General features: G+C 62.5%; 3 protein-coding genes. All 3 read left to right on the plus strand.

Annotation, left to right across the window (positions count from 1 at the left end; translation table 11 throughout):
- Window positions 1-179 precede the first annotated feature (179 nt).
- The 3 genes from QZY48_RS10445 to QZY48_RS10455 are packed head-to-tail and all read left to right on the plus strand — an operon-like array spanning window position 180 to window position 3,979.
- Complete coding sequence (locus QZY48_RS10445) at window positions 180-1,262, plus strand: type I restriction-modification enzyme R subunit C-terminal domain-containing protein (RefSeq protein ID WP_295430768.1); 1,083 nt, start codon at window positions 180-182, stop codon at window positions 1,260-1,262.
- Between the two features lie 33 nt (window positions 1,263-1,295).
- Window positions 1,296-3,734: a class I SAM-dependent DNA methyltransferase gene (locus QZY48_RS10450; RefSeq protein WP_295430769.1), complete on the plus strand. Its 2,439-nt coding sequence runs from the start codon at window positions 1,296-1,298 to the stop codon at window positions 3,732-3,734.
- The gene (locus tag QZY48_RS10455; RefSeq protein WP_295430770.1) at window positions 3,734-3,979 is read left to right on the plus strand and encodes a hypothetical protein; all 246 of its coding nucleotides are present in this window, start codon (window positions 3,734-3,736) and stop codon (window positions 3,977-3,979) included. Before QZY48_RS10450 ends, QZY48_RS10455 begins: the two co-directional genes overlap by 1 nt.
- Window positions 3,980-4,257 lie beyond the last annotated feature (278 nt).

Here is a 4,257-nt window from a genome sequence, read left to right on the forward strand (position 1 = left end):
CTATGAAAAGGGCATCAGCCTATCGAAGAAATTGATGGAAGACGTCGAAGCACGGTTGAAGCGCAGCCCGACCTTGCCAAAATATGACATTTTTATCAAGCCTATTCTCGGGTAATATTTTTAACAGAAATCACCTAAGACTGGGCTAAATCGGGAACGGCTAATATTAGGGATTTTTGATGCAATTGCCCTGGTTCCGACTGCGCCTGGAGCGTCGCACCCTTCAGGTCGCCCGCCGGCTCGACGACCAGGGCATCATCGCCGACCTGCGCGCCCAACTCGCCCGGCTCCCGCAGGACAACATCAACATCCAGCCGCACCTGGACGAACTGCGCCGACTCCAGCAGACTTGGCCGCAACCGGGTCAGGCCAGCGACCACCACCTGTCCCAGACCATAGCCCCGCTGATGCGTTTCGACTGGACCGAGGCCTTGGTGGAGATCCAGTTTCGCGTCCTCTGCGAACGACTCACCTGCGCCTGGCTGTCGGTGCGGGACGACGAGGTCGCCCGCCTCGCCGAGCGGGCGCGCGAAACCGTCGGCAACCTCGCCGACACCGTCCGCGAGGTCGCGGCCGTCGCCGAGCAACGCGCCTGGGTTCGCAGCCCCGGCTTCTGGGCGCACCTGGACTTGGAGCGCCTGCAAACCCTGCAAGACACCTTCGCCCCCTTGATGCGCTTCCGTCAAAGCCAGCGCCCCGAGATCATCGAACTGGACCTGCCGGACCAGATCAGCACGCGCCGTTGGATCATCTACGGCCCCGCCGGCGAGGGCGCCTTCGCCGACGGCTACCGCGAACGGGTCGAGGCCGACATTCGTCGCCTGGCCGAGTCCCAGCCCGCCCTGATCAAGCTCAAGCGCGGCGACGCCCCCGACGGAGACGACCTCGCCACCCTGACCCGCGCACTCAACCAATCGGACCTGTTCGTCACCGAGGAGGTGCTGCGGGAACTCTACGAGCAGCCTGCCGCCAACCTCACCGACTTCATGCGCCACATCCTGGAACTGCGCCACCTGCCCAGTTGGGAGGAGCGCATCCGCGCCGCCTTCGAGCAGTTCATCCAGGACCACGGCGACTTGAGCGCCAGCCAGATCAACTTCCTGCGCGCCATCCGCGCCGCCGTGCTTCAGCACGCCCGACTCACCCGCGACCAATTGGACCGCTCGCCACTGGCCCGCGTCGGCCGGGTCGAGACACTGTTCAAACCGGCGCAGATCAACGAGATCCTCGACTTCGCCAACCGCCTCGTCGATGCCGCCTGACCGCCATTCCCGCGCCCCCGGACGCCCACGCCCATGCTCGCCCCGCATCTCAAACGCAAGGTCGACGACCTCTGGAATAAGTTCTGGACCGCCGGTATCACCAACCCCTTGGTCGCCATCGAGCAGATCACCTATCTCTTGTTCCTCAAGCGGCTTGAAGGGGTGGATGCCAAGCGCGTGGCCGACGGCAAGGCGTCCATCTACGACCCCCAGTTTTTCAAGGACGCCGACCAGTGCCGCTGGACCTATATTCGCCAGCAGCCGAACGACATCCCGCACCTGCGCGACGTCGTCTTCCCGTGGCTGCGCAACATCGAGGCCGTCATCGCCAAGGCCGATGCCCGCAGCGGCGCCAGACCCGGTGCCCGATCCAACCTCGGCACCATCGGAAAGCGCATGAGCGACGCCTATTTCCAACTCGACCCCAACAAGGGCGCGATCCTGACCGATGCCGTGAAGCTCATCGACGACCTCTTCGGCCATGTCGATTCCGCTACCGTCAACGATGACATCATGGGCGACACCTTCGAGTACCTGCTCTCGGAGATCGCCACCGCCGGCAAGAACGGCCAGTTCCGGACCCCGCGTCATATCATCCGGGTCATGGTAGATCTGCTCGATCCGCAGCCCGGAATGCGCATCGTCGACCCGGCCGCCGGTACCGGCGGCTTCCTCTTCTCCGCCATCGGCCACCTACTGCAACGCCACACCGACACCGAGAAACTGCTGCTGGAATGGGACGGCACCCCCCACCGGGCAGACGGCTCCGGTCTGATCGAGACCTGGGACCAGGTCTTCAATGGGCTGAACTACGTCGGCTTCGACAACGACCGCACCATGGTGCGCATCGGCTGGATGAACATGATCCTGCACGGGATCGAGAACCCCCAGATCCACCAGCGCGACAGCCTGGCCCGGCGTAAAGAGGAGGAAGGCGATGAACCCATCCTGCGACTCATCGTCTCCGAAAGCTACGATCGGGTGTTCGCCAATCCCCCCTTCACCGGAACAGTCGATACCGCAGACCTGGAAGTCTCCCTCTTTCCTCGCGCCGCCGAGCGGGGCAAGAAGGCGGAACTAGCCATTACCAACAAGAGCGAGTTGCTCTTCGTCTGGTTGATGCTCGACCTGCTCAAGGTGGGCGGGCGCTGCGCCGTCATAGTCCCGGAAGGCGTTCTGTTTGGCGGCACCGATGCCCACCAGGCGCTGCGCCGTGAACTGCTCACAGAGCACCTGGTGGAGGGCGTCATCTCGCTGCCCGGCGGGGCCTTTCAGCCCTATACCGGCGTCAAGACCGCGATCCTGATCTTCCAGAAGGAGACCGCCAAGGCCCAGGCACGTGCCAGTTGGAAGGCGCGGGCCAACCAACCGCCCCGCACCCAAAGCGTCTGGTTCTACGAGGTCCAGGACGAGTGCTACACACCGGACGCCAAGCGTCAGGAGCGCAAGGGGCAGGACAATGACCTCTGGGATGCGGTAGCCAAGTTCAAACGACGCCAGGACCATGACTTGGACGCGCTGGCCTATTACCAGCCCCAGTACCGCACCGAGCGCTGGCGGCTGGTGGGCGATGCAGCACTCGCGGCCTTCCCTGACAATCGGGATCTGAGCAACTGGAAGGATCAGGTCGCGTCCATCACGGAGCTATTCGGGCTGCCGGCGGACCCGGTGGAGGCGCAGCAGCAGGTGGAGGCCGAACAGGTGGAGCCCATCCAGACCCTCATCCGACAGCTGCTCCTATGGAATGTCCGAGGGGCGTCCGCCCAGCTTCCCGGACTGGAAACGGAGGCGGACCGGGACAGACTCGTCGCCGCGGAGATGAAGAAGGCACGCATCCTGTTCAATCGCAATTGCCTGTCCAAGGATATCAAGGAGCTGTTCGAGCGCGAGGATGTGCTGGCTTGGCCAATTTATCAGGCAGCCATCAGAACCGAATATGATCGGCAGGCAGAAAAAGTCAGAATCGAATTATCAACAGGACAGGAAATCCCGCTGACGACCTGGCAAGAACAGCAGTTCATCGAGGAGGCCAAGACCATCGCTACCGCTTATGCCAAACTGGATGGTTACGACGTGATGCTGCGATCCACTGATGTCACGCGGCGGGATGCTGCCCTGACGGAAGCCAAGAGTTGGACGGCGCCGGTACGCAGATATGCCGTAGTAGAGGACTGGCAGGACACAAGTGGAACCTTGCGGGGCTCCCACGATGAAGAGGGCGAAGTACGGCCTGAGTATGCCGCGTCACTCTCTCTGTACAACGACGACGGCGATCTCGACGCCAGCCTGCTCGACCCCGATTGCATCGAGGCCCGGGCCTGGAACCTCTCCGCGGGACAGTACAAACCGTTCAGCTTCGCCTCAAACAAAAAGGAGGACACCGTCGCGGACTTGATTCGAGATCTGAAGAAACAAGAACAGGCAATGGCGGAGGGACTGGATGAATTGCTAGCAATGGTTGAGGACGCATAATGGTTGTTCCTGATAAGTGGAAAAAGATTGCACTGCGTAGCGTCGTCGCTGACATCCAGGCTGGATTTGCCCAAAGTCCAAAATTCGGTGCCTCGGTCGGACAGATCCGCACACATAACGTAACGCCCGAAGGCAAAATCAGTCTTGATGGCATCAAGAGCGTTTCGCCTTCGGGCAAGGAGATTCAACGATATTCTCTACTCCCTGGCGACATCGTTTTTAATAACACCAATAGCGAGGGGTGATTAGCGCCATTCCTCAGCCAGACTGGTTGGTCAGCCCGGGGCCAGCGTTCCGGTCGGCCGGGATCATACCGCATGATCGAGGTCGCGAAGCTGCGAACGGTGCGGAGCGGCGGGCAGACGGGGAGGTCGGCGTCGGCGTGGGGTCCGTGGCGCACGCGCTGGTGTCCGGCACTGAGGCGGCGGTGATGTCGGCGCGACGGCGGCGCAGGATTGACCCCGCAGCAGCGACCGGGTCCGGCGAGCACCGCCGATCTGGGCTACTGGCCACGGACGATGCC

The organism is uncultured Thiodictyon sp., from assembly GCF_903828115.1.
Lineage (GTDB): Bacteria > Pseudomonadota > Gammaproteobacteria > Chromatiales > Chromatiaceae > Thiodictyon.